Annotated in this window: 1 protein-coding gene; it reads right to left on the reverse strand. The window is 50.8% G+C overall.

Features of this window, described 5'->3' with window-relative positions; all coding sequences use genetic code 11:
* A partial coding sequence (locus AC1RPU_RS08485; protein ID WP_481769730.1) for a DEAD/DEAH box helicase family protein occupies positions 1–242 on the reverse strand: 242 nt, incomplete at both ends.

Here is a 242-nt window from a genome sequence, read left to right on the forward strand (position 1 = left end):
TTGTTATACTGTTCACCCTCGATCGAGTACTCGGCGCGTATCATCACGTGCAGCGCTGGATCGAGCAACGCCTTCAAATTTTTGATCGTCTGATTTAGCAAGTCAACGGTAGGCGCAACGTAAAATAGATAGCCAACATCTTTTCCAGCTAGGCCGCCTTCGATGTGTCGGCGCATGAAGTCGATTGCAGCACGGGTCTTGCCGAGTCCGGGAACACCGGACACGTAGTTTACGGTAATAGT

The organism is Dellaglioa sp. CoH-55-MRSF-7, assembly GCF_056782235.1.